The organism is Paraburkholderia sp. GW821-FHT02A12 (assembly GCF_059422005.1).
In genome coordinates this window covers 3367505-3381798 of the sequence record NZ_JBWKWA010000001.1, presented here as the reverse complement: position 1 = coordinate 3381798, position 14294 = coordinate 3367505, and the positions used below count along the sequence as shown (strand labels likewise).

The 14294-nt window shown below is 64.2% G+C and carries 11 protein-coding genes and 1 tRNA gene; 7 read left to right on the top strand and 5 right to left on the bottom strand.

What is annotated here, in order from left to right; all coding sequences use genetic code 11:
• Positions 1-46: 46 nt before the first annotated feature.
• Positions 47-955 (bottom strand): aldose epimerase family protein, encoded by a 909-nt coding sequence (locus tag AC07WT_RS15340; RefSeq protein WP_494947640.1) that lies wholly within the window; start codon positions 953-955, stop codon positions 47-49.
• Positions 956-1569: 614 nt separating this feature from the next.
• On the opposite strand from AC07WT_RS15340, the gene AC07WT_RS15335 reads away from it, so the two are divergent.
• Both AC07WT_RS15335 and AC07WT_RS15330 read left to right on the top strand, forming a co-directional pair.
• A complete protein-coding gene (locus tag AC07WT_RS15335; RefSeq protein WP_494947639.1) occupies positions 1570-2400 on the top strand; it encodes an undecaprenyl-diphosphate phosphatase in 831 nt (276 codons plus the stop codon).
• Positions 2401-2699: 299 nt separating this feature from the next.
• Positions 2700-2773: transfer RNA gene (locus AC07WT_RS15330), tRNA-Arg, on the top strand.
• Between the two features lie 209 nt (positions 2774-2982).
• Here the strand turns inward: AC07WT_RS15330 and AC07WT_RS15325 are convergent.
• Entirely contained in the window at positions 2983-4560 is a 1578-nt protein-coding gene (locus AC07WT_RS15325; RefSeq protein ID WP_494947638.1) for an acid phosphatase, read from the bottom strand.
• Positions 4561-4868: 308 nt separating this feature from the next.
• Here AC07WT_RS15325 and AC07WT_RS15320 point away from each other — a divergent pair, with 308 nt between their 5' ends.
• From AC07WT_RS15320 to AC07WT_RS15310, 3 genes are all read left to right on the top strand, one after another.
• The gene (locus tag AC07WT_RS15320; protein WP_494947637.1) at positions 4869-6194 is read left to right on the top strand and encodes a cytochrome-c peroxidase; all 1326 of its coding nucleotides are present in this window, start codon (positions 4869-4871) and stop codon (positions 6192-6194) included.
• Positions 6195-6326: 132 nt separating this feature from the next.
• A complete protein-coding gene (locus tag AC07WT_RS15315) occupies positions 6327-6716 on the top strand; it encodes a hypothetical protein (RefSeq protein WP_494947636.1) in 390 nt (129 codons plus the stop codon).
• 85 nt (positions 6717-6801) lie between these two features.
• Positions 6802-7251 carry an NUDIX hydrolase gene (locus AC07WT_RS15310; RefSeq protein ID WP_492590861.1) on the top strand — a complete coding sequence of 150 codons (450 nt, stop codon included), beginning with the start codon at positions 6802-6804 and terminating at the stop codon, positions 7249-7251.
• Positions 7252-7330: 79 nt separating this feature from the next.
• Here the strand turns inward: AC07WT_RS15310 and AC07WT_RS15305 are convergent, their stop codons facing one another.
• On the bottom strand, positions 7331-8317 hold the full coding sequence (locus AC07WT_RS15305; protein ID WP_494947635.1) for a transporter substrate-binding domain-containing protein: 987 nt from the start codon (positions 8315-8317) through the stop codon (positions 7331-7333).
• 139 nt (positions 8318-8456) lie between these two features.
• The gene (locus AC07WT_RS15300) at positions 8457-10166 is read right to left on the bottom strand and encodes a glutamine--tRNA ligase/YqeY domain fusion protein (protein ID WP_494947634.1); all 1710 of its coding nucleotides are present in this window, start codon (positions 10164-10166) and stop codon (positions 8457-8459) included.
• Between the two features lie 381 nt (positions 10167-10547).
• Here AC07WT_RS15300 and ggt point away from each other — a divergent pair, with 381 nt between their 5' ends.
• Both ggt and AC07WT_RS15290 read left to right on the top strand, forming a co-directional pair.
• On the top strand, positions 10548-12302 hold the full coding sequence (gene ggt / locus AC07WT_RS15295) for a gamma-glutamyltransferase (RefSeq protein ID WP_494947633.1): 1755 nt from the start codon (positions 10548-10550) through the stop codon (positions 12300-12302).
• A gap of 49 nt (positions 12303-12351) precedes the next feature.
• Positions 12352-12912, top strand: a complete 561-nt coding sequence (locus tag AC07WT_RS15290) for an RBBP9/YdeN family alpha/beta hydrolase (RefSeq protein ID WP_494948436.1) — start codon at positions 12352-12354, stop codon at positions 12910-12912.
• Positions 12913-12973: 61 nt separating this feature from the next.
• Here AC07WT_RS15290 and AC07WT_RS15285 read toward each other — a convergent pair whose 3' ends face one another.
• A complete protein-coding gene (locus AC07WT_RS15285; protein WP_494947632.1) occupies positions 12974-14194 on the bottom strand; it encodes a CaiB/BaiF CoA transferase family protein in 1221 nt (406 codons plus the stop codon).
• Between the last annotated feature and the right edge of the window lie 100 nt (positions 14195-14294).

Genomic DNA, 14294 nt, shown 5'->3' with positions numbered 1-14294 from the left:
GGCGGAAGGCGCTGCGCGAAAGGGGGAAAGCGGCAAAACTCCGCGATCAGCGCAGTGCGCTGACGTTGATGCGCAGCGCGGCCGTCTCGCTTTGACCCGGTTCGAGCCAGCGCAATCCCATGCCGTTGTGAATCGCATCCGGCAGACCTAGCCATGGCTCGACGCAGTAGAAATCCGACCCGGGGGCTTCGGTCCATGTCGTCACGGCGTACCAGGGCGCCGAGTCCGGACGTTGCAGGTCGATTGTGACGACCCGGTTCAGGCCCGGCGCGACGATGCGCACGGGCCGCTCCGGCGCGCCGTCGAGGCAATGGAAGCGGTCGAGAATGCGCGTCTCGTCGAGCGTATAGCGCGGCTCGCCCGGCTCGGCTGCGCTGATCGAGCCGTCGTCCTGCTGGTAGCGCCGTTCGGTGCGGGGCAGTTCCACCGACGTCTCGCCGCGCTGCGTGTGCGGCAGCGTGAAGTAGAAGTGGTGGCCGGCGTAGTAGGGCAGCGGCGCGTCGCCGGTGTTGGCGGTGCTCAGCGTGACCTCGAGCGTGTGCGCATCGACGAGGCAGTACGCCGCTTCGAAACGGAAGCCGAACGGATAGCCGCCACGGGTCGCGTGGCTGTCGGTCAGGATCATGCGCAGACCGGCGCCGTGCACATCCGCATGCGCCTCGAAGGGCAGGTCGCGTGCAAAGCCGTGCATCGGCAACGCGCGCACCGTGCCTTCGGCGTCACGCCAATAGCCGATCTTGCCGTCGACGCGATGCCGTCCGAGAAATGGGAACAGCAGCGGATTGCCGCCGCGGATCCTGGCGGGCTGGCTCCAGTCGGCGTGCTCGGGCCAATGGATCACCGGTTCGCCGTCGACGATCCACGACAGCAGCCGGCCGCCGGCCTGCGGCGAGAAGCGGAGCACGGAGGCGTCCAGGGCGATCTCGAGAATGTCCTGTTGCGGGGAGAGGGGCATGGTCGATGGGCCTGATGGGTTACGGTTGGTCAAAACGGGTTGGTCAAAGTGGCTGGCGGACGCCGCTGGCAAGCGCCGCGCGGCGTCGCGCGCGAGAGGAAGATTCTGCGCTGCTTTGCGCTACGGGGAAACCCTTCTCGGGAAATTGCGGGTGTCGGAGAAGCGCCATCCTTGCCGATAATCCGTCTGACCGCCCGGTGTCGTCGACTGCCGGGCCAGACCGGCTCAGGAGGCGTTATGGATCTCGCAATGGCAATGGCTGTGACTTTGTTCGGCATGTTCGCGGCCAGCACGGTCTATTTTTTCTACAAGCTCGAACGCTGATCCCGTTGTCCCGCTTCGCCGGCCGCCGGTTCGTTCATTGCGAGCCGGGCGCCTGAGCGCACTGAATTCCGCATGATCGCAGGGCCGCCGCCACGACGGCTCTGTTTCTTTGTCTGTCGCGTAACAAGGGTTTCGAATTGTGACGCGGCGCATCAAAATTTTCCCAACCGCGGCTCAAAAGCTTGGCGCTGACATTTCACCTAGGCATAATCGGTGCGCTTTGACGCGTCGACGCTTTCCCTTTGCGGCGCGCTGTTCCCCGACATTTTCCTTACAGAGAGGATCGCCGCGTGAACCTGTCGTTTCTGATTTTCCTAAGCGTGTTGCAAGGCGTCACGGAGCTCTTTCCGGTTAGCAGCCTCGGCCACACCCTGCTCGTGCCGGCGCTGTTCGGTATGCACATCGACAAGCACGCGCCGCAATTGCTGCCGTTCCTCGTCGCGTTGCACCTCGGCACGGCCCTCGCGTTGCTGTGGTACTTCCGCAAGCGCTGGTACGCGCTGGTGCGCGGTCTCTTCGCGTCGTTCGGCGGCCGCCGCAACGACGATGCGCACATAATGTGGGCGCTCATCATCGGCACGATTCCGGCCGGTCTGGTCGGACTGCTGCTGGAAAAGCCGCTCGAGCGGCTTTTCCACGATCTGCGCATCGTCGCGATCGCGCTGATCATCAACGGTGTGCTGCTGTGGTTCGGCGACCGTCTGCAACGCTCGCGCGCGCATCAGCCGCCGGAGAAGATGACGTTCCGCCAGGCGTTTCTGGTCGGGCTGGCGCAGGTCGGCGCGCTGATCCCCGGCTTTTCGCGCAGCGGTCTGACGATGATCGCCGGCAACGCGGCCGGCCTGACGACGGAGAAGGCTGCTGAGTTTTCGTTTTTGCTCGGTACGCCGATCATCTTCGCAGCCGGCGTCCTCGAATTGCCGAAGCTGTTCCATGCGCCGGGCCAACTCGCCGATGCGCTGCTGGGCGGCGTGCTGACCGCGATCGCCGCTTATCTCAGCGTGCGCTTCCTGATGCGCTATTTCGAAGGCCGCGGACGTCTGGCCTCGTTCGGCCTGTACTGCGTGATCGCGGGGATCGTGTTCTTCGGCTGGTTCATGTTGCATCCGCAGCCGGTCTGATTGCGTTCGATTTGCCGCCTGCACCCATTCGACGCTGGCGGGCGGGAATCGATCGGTTATAATCCGGGCCCGGCTCAACCTGCCGGGCCCGTTTGCTTTGGCGGCGTGTCGATGGCTGCCGGACAGGGTCGAGATTTCAAGTCCCGGCCCGGTCAGATACAATTTCGGTATCGCTCAAACCACGAACTACGAACCCTGTGGCGCGCTCTATCGCGTAGGGCACAGGTTTCCGACGCCCGAGAGCGGGTTCTCAATTGCGGGTGATGCTCGTTGTACGTTTAGCATCGCCTCTCTTCATTACGGCAGTAGCTCAGCTGGATAGAGCATCGGCCTTCTAAGCCGAGGGTGGGGGGTTCGAGTCCCTCCTGCCGTACTTCAAATGCTCGCGCCGCGGCTTGCGGCGCTTCAGAGCCTTCTTCTCCTGAGCGTGCGTGTTCCCGCGAGCGGCTTCATGCCGACGGCTTCACCTTGCCGACTGCGCGTCGATGGAATCGACGCACTCCGCACCACGACGAAAACAAAAAAGGGCAGCCGAAGCTGCCCTGTCAAAACCGCGCCATCAGGCGGACTGTTGCCTGGCGATTATTGCTTGACGTTCAGCGCGGCCGTCAGGTCGCCCATCGGCTTGCCGCCGTTGCTGACCAGCGCGGCGTCGCGAGCCGAGATGCCCGGCAGCGTCGGCAGCGAGAAGCGGTGCGTGATGAAGCGCAGGATCGACGTCGTGTCGTACTGCGTGTGATCGACGAAACCCTTCTTCGCGTACGGCGAAATGATCAGCGCCGGAATCCGCGTACCCGGGCCCCAGCGATCGCCCTTCGGCGGCGCGACGTGATCCCAGAAGCCGCCGTTTTCGTCGTACGTGACGACCACCAGCATGTTGTTCCACTGCGGACTCTTCTGCAGATGCGAGATCACGTCGGCGATATGCTGGTCGCCCGACGCGACGTCGGTGTAACCCGGGTGCTCGTTCAGGTTGCCCTGCGGCTTGTAGAACGATACTTGCGGCAGCGTGCCGGCATCGATGGCCTTGATGAACTCCGAGCCGCCGAGGCCGCCGTCGAGCAGGTGCTGCGCGCGGTTCGAGGTGCCCGGTGCGAGATCGGCGAAGTAGTTGAGCGGCTGGTGGTGCGGCTGGAAGTTCGGCGCCGTCAGATTCGGGCCGTAGATTACATTCGACGTGCTGGTTTGCACCGCCGAGACTGCCGCGCCCCACGCGCCGCCGTACCATGCCCACGACACGTTCGCGTTGTTGAGCAGGTCGCCGATGTTCTGTTGCGTCTGCGCCGGCAACGTGGTGGCGGCGCTCGGGTCGGCCAGCGTGGCGTCGCCGCCCGAAGCCGGTTTGTTGCCGCTCGGCTGATACGGCGGCTGCATCGTGTTGATCGCGTAGAAGTCAGGCGTCAGGTTGCCCGAGAGCACATATTTCGGCGGGCCGCTCAGCGCCGATGCCGGCGAATTGGACGCGACTTTCAGCGTCACGCCGTCGGCTTCCACTGCCGACACCAAGCCCGCCGCCGGGCTCTTGTCCGCGTTCGGATAGGTCGGCGTGCACGCGCAAACCAGCCACTGGTGGTTCAGGAACGAGCCGCCGAACGCGCCCATGAAGAAGTTGTCGGCCAGCGTGTATTGCTGGGCGATCTTCCACAGCGGCAGCTTGTCCGCGTTCTGCGTGTAGTGGCCCATCACGAGGCCACCGGAGTCCGCCCATGCGGCGAACTTGTCGTTCTTGCCGCCGTCGATCTGCATCTGGTTCTCGTAAAACCGGTGGTACAGGTCACGCGTCGTGGCGGTGATCGGCGTGTTGAAACCATTCGGGTCGTCGATCGCGAACGGGCTGTTCGGCAGGTTGGCGGTCATTGCCTGCGTCACGACCGGCGTCACGCCGGTTTGCGTCAGACCGTTCCACACCTGCGGCAGCGTCGCGAGCGGCGCGCCGTTCCGGTCGACCTGAGTTGCGCTCGCCGCGGTCACGTTCTGCAAGCCATTGGCGCCCGGGAAATTGCCGTACAGATTGTCGAAGCTGCGGTTTTCCGCGTAGATCACCACGACCGTCTTGATCGACGTAATGTCCGGCTGCGTGACTTCGCTGCCGCCGCATGCATACAGGCTCAGCGCTGCTGCGATCGCGATGGGCGTCGCGCAGATCAGTTTCTTGTTCATGTCGTGTTTTTCTCTCTTTCTCTCGCGTTGGGGACCGGCCGCGGCCCTGCTTGCACGGAGGGTCGCGGCCGCGAAAGTTTCGCAAGGGAATTTGACAGAGAGATGTAATTAATTACGAATGCATTCGTTCGGCGGTCTTTAGTCGGCTATATGTCATTTAAACGACATGTCGATGAAATACGCTCGCGCTCTTCAACATCGCAAGCATTCACATCATTCTTATGCGGCTTGGTCTGACGGGGATTCGTGGAAGGGCGCTTCGGCTGGCGGCGCGGCGGCTCGTGTGGCCGGTTGGCGTGACGTTGGCGATGACTACGGCATTGGCCGCCTGCGATTCACGGGCGCCAACGGCCGGCGGGGCGGCGGGTACGGATGCGGCCTCGAAGGTGGCTTCAAGCGTAGCCTCAAGCACGCCGCTCGCCTCGGTATCCGCGCTTGCGGCCGCGCCGGCAGCGGCCTCGATGGTGCAAGCGGCCGCGCATGACGCTGGCCAGACCCGCGCGCAAGTCTACGAATCGGTGCGCCAGATGACGGCGCTCGGCAAGCAGCTGTTCTTCGACGCGTCGCTATCCGGCTCGGGCAAACTGGCGTGCGCGTCGTGCCATCGCCCCGATCACGCGTTTTCGCCGGCCAATTCGCGGTCTGTGCAACTCGGTGGCAGCGACATGCACCGCTCCGGCATGCGCGCCGCGCCCACGCTCAAGTACCTGCAATCGGTGCCGGCGTTCGCCGAGCATTATCACGAGTCGGATGACGAAGGCGACGAGAGCGTCGATGCCGGGCCGACCGGCGGCTTGACGTGGGATGGCCGGGTCGACCGCGGCTCGGACCAGGCGCGGATTCCGCTATTGTCGTCGTTCGAAATGGGCAGCTCGCCGCAGAAGGTCACGGCTGCCGTGAAGGCCGCGCCGTACGCCGACGCGTTCCGCGCGGCATTCGGCGAGCACATTTTCGACAACGACGACGCCACCTTCAAAGCCGTGTTGCAAGCGCTGGAAACCTTCGAGCAAACGCCCGAACTTTTCTATCCGTACACCAGCAAATACGACGCGTATCTGGCAGGCAAGGCGCAACTGACACAGGCCGAACTGCGCGGCCTGCAGGTCTTCAACGACGAAAAGAAAGGCAATTGCGCGAGCTGCCATATCAGTCAGCGGAGCAGGGACGGCGCGCCGCCGCAGTTCAGCGATTTCGGTTTGATCGCGATCGGCGTGCCGCGCAACCGGGTGCTGCCGGTGAACCGCGATCCGCATTTCTATGACCTCGGCGCCTGCGGGCCGGAGCGTGCCGATCTGAAGGGGCGCGCCGAATTTTGCGGCATCTTCCGCACGCCGACACTGCGCAACGTCGCGTTGAAGAAGAGCTTCTTCCACAACGGGATTTATCATTCGCTGGACGAAGTGCTGCGTTTTTATGCCCAGCGGGATACGAATCCGGAGAAGTTCTATCCGGTCTCGAAGGGGAAAGTGCAGAAGTTCGACGATTTGCCGCAGCGTTACTGGGCCAATCTGAATACGGAGCCGCCGTTCGATCGCAAGCCGGGCGACAAGCCGGCGCTCGACGAGGCCGAGATCAAGGACGTGGTGGCGTTTTTGAATACGCTGACCGATGGATACAAGCCGGCCGCGCAGTGAGTGAATCCGAGGGGCTTGGGCCGCGAGCCAGGCTGACCGGCACGAGCGCCATGCTATGCTTTTGGGTCCAGATCACGAGCGGCGGCTGGCGCGCTCGTGACCGCCTGAATCACTCTTCGAGGAGAACCCTTTATGTCGATGCGAACCCGTGCTCTCTTCCACCTGACTGTCGGCGGCCTGCTGCTGGGTGGCGCAATTGGCGCACAAGCGGCGAACCTCGGTTTTCTGAACGACACCCCGGTCAGCTGGATGAAACAGCGCGACGTCGACTCGATCAAGGCGGCCGTGATCGCCGCGCTGAACAGCAAGCAGGACGGCGAAAGCGCGAACTGGGTCAACGAAGGCACCGGTAATAGCGTGAAGATGGACGCGGTGATCACCGCAGCGAGCACTGAGAAAGACGGCGATCGCACCTGCCGCGACATGGGCGTCGTGCTGAACGCGAAGGGGCAGTCGATGACTCTGCGTCCGCAGTTCTGCAAGCAGGGCAGCGGCAACTGGCAGTTGCAGAAAGAGCACTGAGCGTGCAGGACGGTATGACGAAGCGCGCAGCGCTGCGGCCGGCGTCGTTCGACGCCGCGCATCCGCCCGGCGGCGCGGTGCGGCGATGAGCGCGCGGGTGGTGTCGTGCGGCATCGTGCTGCTCGATCCGCACGGGCGGGTGCTGCTCGCACACGCCACCGAAACTTCGCACTGGGATATTCCGAAGGGGCACGGGGAAGAGGGTGAGGCGCCGCACGTCACCGCGCTGCGCGAGATGGTCGAGGAGACCGGTATCGCGATTGCGGCCGAGCGCCTGAAAGACCTCGGGCTGTTCGTTTACCGGCGCGACAAGGATCTGCATCTGTTCGCCGCGCGCGCCGTCGCCGGCGAACTGGATCTGTCTTCGTGCACTTGCACGTCGCTGTTTCCGCGCCGCTCCGACGGCACGCTGATTCCCGAAATGGATGCCTACCGCTGGACCACACCGGACGAAGTCGACCGGTATGCGAGCCGCAGTCTCACGCGGCTCTTTCAGACCACGCTTTCACTCGCGGAACTGCATCGCTCGCTGTAATAGCAGCCGCGAGCAGCCGCGAGCAGCCGCGCGGGCGGCCTGACGCCTCGACGCCTCGACGCCTCGGCGTGCCGGCGCCTCAGTCGAGCGCGTGGTCGTTTGGATGCGCGAACAGCGAGCGGTTCTGATCCGACAGCGGAAAATTCAGATTGATGCCGTGCGGCGGAATCGGCTGCGTGAACCATAGCTTGTACAGACGTTCCGCTTCGCCGGATGTCTGGCCGCGTGCGATCACCCCGTTGACAAGATTGCGGAACGGCTCGTCGCCCTTGCGGAACATGCAGGCATAGACTTCGTAGCCGAGCGGCGTGCCGGTCACCACGAAGTCCTCGGGGCGCGGGTCGGTCGATTTGAAACCGTAGACGATCGGCTCGTCCATCACGAAGGCCACCGCCCGGTCGTCCTTGACTGCTGCGAAGGCTTCCTGATGATCGCGTGCGCTGGTGATGCGCATGTTCAAATGTTTGTCGGTGTTCAGGCGGCGCAGCAGGCGTTCGTCGGAGGTGCCCGCGGTCGTCACGACCATCTTGCCGGCCAGATCCTGAAAATCCGTGATGCCGCTGCTCTTGCGCGCGATCATGCGCACCGCGTACTGGAAGAAGCTGTTCGAGAAAGCGGCCACATTTTCGCGCTCGACTGTGTGCGTGGTCGAGCCGCACTCCAGATCGATCTGACTGTTCAGCAGCATCGACGTGCGGTTCGACGAGGTCACTGTGATTTCGTGCACCTTCAGCTGCGGCATGCCGAGCGTTTTCCTGATTTCATCGACGATCTGCAGCGCGATGGTCTGCGAGTAGCCGACCGTGTGCTTGCCGTCGAAGTACGAGAAGGGGATCGACGCTTCGCGCACGCCGAGCACGACCACGCCGTCGTCGTGGATTTTCTTCAGCGTGCCGGTCAGCTCTTCCGCGTGCGCCGTGCATGAGAACGAGGCCGCGCTGCACATGAGCAGCGCGACGAGGACGCCATGTGCTCCACGTGCCATGCATGCGAAATGTGCGGCGGGAACGGTACGCGCGTGGCGTGTGCCCCATGCGCTCGCCCTGCGGCGGGCTGCAACTTTCATCGGACCTCCCGGACTGCGCTTGCACGTATGCCGCGCTGTCTCTGTCGATGGAACGTGACGCTACGAAACGGCGTGCACCTCGCTCGCAAGATGCACGCCGTGTTCGACTCTGGATCTTCGAGCGAGAAGCCGCTCCAGCTTACGCCGGCTTGCCCCAACTGTCGCGCAGGCTGACGATGCGATTGAATACGGGCTTACCCGGTTGCGAATCGACGCGGTCGGCGACAAAGTAGCCGTGGCGCTCGAACTGATAGCGCTGTTCCGGCAGCGCGTGACGCGCGCCCGGTTCCAGGTAGGCGTTGACCACGCGCTTCGAATCCGGATTCAGCGCTTCGAGGAAGTCGCGTCCGCCCGCGTCCGGTTGCGGCTCCTTGAACAGCCGGTCGTAAATGCGCACTTCCGCCGGACACGCGCCCGCGGCGCTGACCCAGTGAATATTGCCCTTGACCTTGTAGCTGTTCGCGCCTTCGGTGCCCGATTTGCTGTCCGGGAAATAGTTGCAGTGGACCGCGACGATGTTGCCGTTTTCGTCCTTGTCGGCGCCCGTGCATTCGATCACGTAGCCGTAGCGCAAGCGCACCTTGTTGCCCGGGAACAGGCGGAAGTAGCCCTTCGGCGGCGTTTCGTTGTAGTCCTCGCGCTCGATCCACAGCTCGCGCGAGATCGGGAACTCGCGTACGCCCAGTTCCGGATGATGCGGATGCACCGGTGCGCTGCACGGCTCGGTGACGCCTTCGGGGAAGTTGTCGATGATCAGCTTGAGCGGATCGAGCACGGCCGCCGTGCGCGGCGCCTTCTCATCCAGGTCGTCGCGCAGCGCGCCTTCGAACACGCTCATGTCGATCCACGAATCGACCTTGGTGACGCCGATGCGCTCACAGAACAGCTGGATGCCCTCAGGCGTGAAACCGCGCCGGCGCAGGCCGACGATGGTCGGCATACGCGGGTCGTCCCAACCGTCGACGTGGCCTTCGGTCACCAGTTGCAGCAGCTTTCGCTTGCTGGTGATCGCATAGGTCAGGTTCAGGCGCGAAAACTCGATTTGTTGCGGCAGCGGGCGCGTGAAAATGCCGGCTTCGGCGAGCTCGTTCAGGATCCAGTCGTACAGCGGACGATGGTCTTCGAATTCGAGCGTGCACAGCGAATGCGTGATGTTTTCCAGCGCGTCCGAGATGCAGTGCGTGTAGTCGTACATCGGGTACACGCACCATGTGTCGCCGGTGCGGTAGTGATGCGCGAAGCGGATCCGGTAGATGACCGGATCGCGCATGTTGAAGTTCGGCGACGACATGTCGATCTTCGCGCGCAGCACGTGTTCGCCTTCCTTGAACTCGCCGGCTTTCATGCTGCGGAACAGGTCGAGGTTTTCCTGCACGGAGCGATCGCGAAAGCGCGACGGCGTGCCGACTTCGGTCGCCGAGCCGCGGTTCGCGCGCATTTCCTCGGCCGACTGGCTATCCACGTACGCCTTGCCGCGCTCGATCAGCAGTTCGGCGAATTCGTACAGTTTGTCGTAGTAGTCGCTGGCGAAGTAGAGCTGTTCCTTGCCGTCTTTTTCCCACTCGAAACCGAGCCAGCGCACGGAATCGATGATCGACTCGACGTATTCGACGCTTTCCTTTTCCGGATTCGTGTCGTCGAAACGCAAATGGCACACGCCGCCGTAGCTGCGCGCCACACCGAAATTCAGGCAGATGCTCTTCGCGTGACCGATATGCAGATAGCCGTTCGGCTCAGGCGGAAAGCGCGTCTCGACGCGCTGACCCCACTTGCCGGTGCGGTTGTCTTCGTCAATGATGTTGCGGATGAAATTGGATGCCGCTGGCGCGTCGTTGCGTTCGGTATTCATGCGAGAAGGTCAAGGTCTGTCGCGGGCGCGCAATGCGCTCACTAATCTGTCAATTCTACCTGACGAGCCCCGCCGCGGCAGGCGAGTGCGGCGTGCCGCCAACGTTCGGGAGGTTTCGACGGGAATTTGGGGTCCGCAGCGGCGCTGTAACAGGAGGTAAAACGTTTTTTGACGCGGACGCCGCCGACTTAGGATGCGGGCGGCGCGGTTCTGCCCGCGCGACGCGCGACCTGTGCGGGGCGACGCGGCCTGCGCCCGTGCCGTGTCGTCCCGTCCCGTGCACGTGGTAGCCGCCCTCACAGGCCGCGCCGTCCTTCGTCGCCTTGCACGAACGCTTGCCGTTCGTGCAACATGACGCCCTTGGTTCCCGGAGTTTCTCGGATGTCCGTCCTGACGCACGACGCGCCTCGCGCGCCTTTCGCCTCTTTTTCCCTCGTTCGCGTGCTGACGGCAGCGGCCGTGTTCGCCGCATTGAGCGGCAGTTTCGTCGCTCCGGCACCCGCGCTGGCGAAAACCGCCACGCCCAAGGCGGTGCTCGACGCATCGGCGGTGGCCGTGCCGGATCGCTACAGCGCCGACACCGCGCAACAGATCTTCGCGGCCGGCGGCAACGCGGTGGACGCCGCGGTGGCGATCGCCTTCACGCTGGCCGTGACTTATCCGGACGCAGGCAACATCGGCGGGGGCGGTTTCATGACGGTCTTCATGGACGGCAAGCCGTACTTTCTCGATTACCGCGAACGCGCGCCGCAACAGGCGACCCGCGACATGTACCTCGACGACAAAGGCAGCCTCGTGCCGGGCATGAGCCTCGTCGGCCATCGCGCCGTGGGCGTGCCGGGCACGGTCGACGGCATGTGGCAGGCGCAGCAGCGCTTCGGCAAGCTGAAGTGGAAACAGGTGCTGGCGCCCGCGATCCGTTACGCCACCGATGGTTTCCAGGTGGAGCCGTGGCTGCAGAAACGCCACGACGACGCCGCGAAGAGCTTCGCCGGCAAGACCAATTTCGATGTCTACTTCTCGAATCTGAAGGCGGGCGCCACGTTCCGTCAGCCTGAACTCGCGCAAACCCTTTCGCGCATCGCGAGCGACGGCGGGCGTGAATTCTACGAGGGCCGCACCGCCGATCTGATTGCCCGGCAGATGTACGGCCACGGGCTCGTGACCAGACAGGACCTGATTCAATACAAGGCGGTCTGGCGCCAACCGGTCACCGCCGAGTGGAACGGCTATCGGATCGTCTCCGCGCCGCCGCCGAGTTCGGGCGGCGTCGGACTGATCCAGATGCTGAAAATGAAGGCCGATCTGAAGCCGGCCTTCGACGGCCTCGAGCTGAATTCGGTGCCGTATATCCATCTGATTGCGCAGATCGAAGACCGCGTGTTCGCCGATCGCCAGCAGTACATGGGCGACCCGGATTCGTACAAGGTGCCGGTCGGCAAACTGATCGACGACGCCTACCTCGCGCAACGCGCCGACGAGGTCAAACCCGACGAAGTGCCAGGCGCGACGCCGGTCAAGCCGGGCCTTGGCGACGCGATGCCGGAAAAAGCGCAAACCACGCATTTCTCGGTGGTCGACAGGTGGGGCAACGCCGTGTCCAACACCTACACGCTGAACGGGCCGTTCGGCGCGGGCGTGGTGGTGGACGGCGGCGGCTTCCTGCTGAACGACGAAATGGACGATTTCGTCACCAAACCGGGCGAGCCGAATCAGTCCGGCGTGACCGGCAACGAAGTCAACACGGTGGCGCCGGGACGCCGGCCGCTGTCGTCGATGGCGCCGACCATTCTGTTGAAGGACGACAAGGTCTCGCTCGTGATCGGCACGCCGGGCGGTTCGCGCATTTTCACCTCGATCTTTCAGGTGATCACGAACCTGTATGACTTCAATATGGCACCCGCCGACGCACTGGCCGCGATGCGTTTTCATCACCAGTTGCTGCCGCAGAAGACGATCTACTGGGAGCCGTACCAGCCTATCACGGGCGAGTTGGCCGAGCAGCTGCAAGCCAGGGGCTATACGTTGCAGGGACAGCAGTTCAACGGCGACGTGCAACTGATTCGCGTCGACGGCACGCATCCGGAACCGGCCGCCGACCCGCGCGGCGTGGGCGTGGGTCGGGTGATTCATTGAACCGCTCGAGCCGACCGAAAAACGAACAGCGATGGAAAAAGAAAACGCGATGAGCACGCAAAAACCACGAGTACTCGTGCTGCCTGGCTACCAGAACTCCGGCGAAGGCCATTGGCAGACGCGCTGGGAGGCGCTCGACCCGGCGTTCGTGCGCTTGCGGATGCCTGATTGGGATCGTCCCGGGCGCGATGCATGGTGCCGGACGCTCGACGCCGAAGTGGCCGCCGCCGACACCCAGGTGGTGTTCGCCGCGCATAGCCTCGGCTGCCTCACCACGGTTTTCTGGGCGGCACAGTACGCCAGCGCCGCCCAGCTTGCGAAGGTGGCGGGGGCGTTGCTGGTGGCCGTGCCCGATCCGGCTGAGGCGCATTTCCCGCAGGACGCCAGCGGTTTTGGACCCGTGCCGCTCACGCGCTTGCCGTTTGCGAGCATTGTCGCGGCCAGCAGCGACGATCCGTACGGCGGCGTGCCGTTCTCGCGGACCTGTGCGAACGCGTGGGGTAGCCGCTGGATCGGCATCGGCCCGCGCGGCCATATCAACGCCGACAGCGGACTCGGCGATTGGGACGAAGGGCGGCGCTGGCTGGCTTCGTTCGGCAAGCCGGCGTGAGCCTTCCCTTGGCGTGAACTTCCCACGCGTGGCCTCCGCGCATGAGCCTCCCAGGCCACGCTCAAATCACCGACTGCTCCCGCAACGCCGCGATCCGCGTCTCGTCGTAACCGAGCACGTCGCGCAGGACGCTGTCGGTGTGCTCGCCGAGCGTGGGCGGATGAGCAAGCGCCTCGGGCGGCGTGCCGCTCATATTGATCGGATTGCGCACCAGCTTGACCGTGCCGCCCGACGGATGCGGCAGGTCGACCTGCATTCCGCGCGCCACCACCTGCTCGTTCTCGAACACTTCGGCGAGATCGTTGATCGGCCCGCACGGCACGCCGGCGGCTTCCAGCGCGGCGATCCATTGCTGCTTGCCCTGCAGACGGACCATGTCGGCGAGGATCGGCACGAGAATGTCGCGGTGGCGCACACGCGCCGGGTTGGCGGAGAAGCGTTCGTCGTCGGCCAATTCCGGACGGCCGCCCGCTTCGACGAATTTGCGGAACTGACCGTCATTGCCGACCGCGACGATGATCCAGCCGTCGCTGGTCTGGAAGGTCTGGTAGGGCACGATGTTCGGATGCGCATTGCCCCAGCGCACCGGCGGCTGACCGCTCGCCAGGTAGTTTGAATTCATGTTGGCGAGCATCGCCACCTGCACGTCGAGCAGCGCCATGTCGATGTACTGGCCTTCGCCCGTGCGGTCGCGATGCGTGAGCGCGGTCAGCACGGCGATGGTCGAATACATGCCGGTCATCAGGTCGGCGATTGCGACGCCCGCTTTCTGCGGGCCGCCGCCCGGCTGGCCGTCGCGCTCGCCGGTAATGCTCATGAAGCCGCCGATGCCTTGCACGATGAAGTCGTAGCCCGCCCGCTGCGCATACGGCCCGGTCTGCCCGAAGCCGGTTACCGAGCAGTAGATCAGATCGGGCTTCACTTCTTTCAGCGACGCGTAATCGAGCCCGTACTTCTTCAACTGGCCGACCTTGTAGTTCTCCAGCACGACGTCGCTTTGCGCGGCCAGTTCGCGGACGATCCGCTGGCCTTCGGCCGATGCGATATCCACGGTGACCGAGCGCTTGTTGCGGTTGGCCGCGAGATAGTAGGCGGCCTCGCGCGTATCGGCGCCTTGTGGCGTTTTCAGGTACGGCGGCCCCCAGTGACGGGTGTCGTCGCCGACCTCGGGGCGTTCGATCTTGATGACGTCAGCGCCGAAATCGGCAAGCGTTTGCGAGCACCAGGGCCCGGCGAGCACGCGTGTGAGATCCAGCACGCGGATATGACTGAGAGCGCCCATATTCTTCGATGTCTCCTATGTAGCCCAAGAGGCGCGCATGGCGCCGCGGATGGGGGCAATCTTAAGCGATTCCCGCGCGGCGGCGCAGTCAGCCGGACGG

Coding starts and splice junctions, on each gene's coding strand:
- AC07WT_RS15340 (WP_494947640.1), bottom strand. CDS start 955: ATGCCCCTCTCCCCGCAACAGGACATTCTCGAGATCGCCCTGGACGCC.
- AC07WT_RS15325 (WP_494947638.1), bottom strand. CDS start 4,560: ATGAACAAGAAACTGATCTGCGCGACGCCCATCGCGATCGCAGCAGCG.
- AC07WT_RS15320 (WP_494947637.1), top strand. CDS start 4,869: ATGACTACGGCATTGGCCGCCTGCGATTCACGGGCGCCAACGGCCGGC.
- AC07WT_RS15315 (WP_494947636.1), top strand. CDS start 6,327: ATGTCGATGCGAACCCGTGCTCTCTTCCACCTGACTGTCGGCGGCCTG.
- AC07WT_RS15310 (WP_492590861.1), top strand. CDS start 6,802: ATGAGCGCGCGGGTGGTGTCGTGCGGCATCGTGCTGCTCGATCCGCAC.
- AC07WT_RS15305 (WP_494947635.1), bottom strand. CDS start 8,317: ATGAAAGTTGCAGCCCGCCGCAGGGCGAGCGCATGGGGCACACGCCAC.
- AC07WT_RS15300 (WP_494947634.1), bottom strand. CDS start 10,166: ATGAATACCGAACGCAACGACGCGCCAGCGGCATCCAATTTCATCCGC.
- ggt (WP_494947633.1), top strand. CDS start 10,548: ATGTCCGTCCTGACGCACGACGCGCCTCGCGCGCCTTTCGCCTCTTTT.
- AC07WT_RS15290 (WP_494948436.1), top strand. CDS start 12,352: ATGAGCACGCAAAAACCACGAGTACTCGTGCTGCCTGGCTACCAGAAC.
- AC07WT_RS15285 (WP_494947632.1), bottom strand. CDS start 14,194: ATGGGCGCTCTCAGTCATATCCGCGTGCTGGATCTCACACGCGTGCTC.